This is a genomic window from Leifsonia sp. KNZ12-8B, from assembly GCF_056755495.1.
Genome location: NZ_JBPGXM010000264.1, coordinates 1 through 309 on the forward strand (window position 1 = coordinate 1; position 309 = coordinate 309).

Genomic DNA, 309 nt, shown 5'->3' on the forward strand with positions numbered 1-309 from the left:
GCGTCCTCACGTCCTCGGTCGCCGCCGGCACGCTCACCCGTGACGGCGTCACCGCGCCCGGCGACATCCTCTTCGCGCTGCGAGCCGACCTCGCGTCGCGGCCCCGCCACGCGCCGGGAAGCCCGCTGGGCTGGTTCGGCGTCCTCGGCTACGAGGCGGGCGCGTCCGCCGCCGGTGCTCCCGTGGCCGCGACCGTCGGGCCCGACGCGGCGTTCCTGCTGGTCGACCGCGCCCTCGTGATCGACCATGCGTCAGGCACGGCGTCGCTGGTGACGACCGACGAGCCGGAGCTGTCTCTTATACACATCT

Annotated in this window: 1 pseudogene; it reads left to right on the top strand. The window is 74.4% G+C overall.

From position 1 onward, the window contains the following. Positions 1–309, top strand: a pseudogene (locus tag ACR9ZG_RS18960) (aminodeoxychorismate synthase component I); the annotation flags it as partial.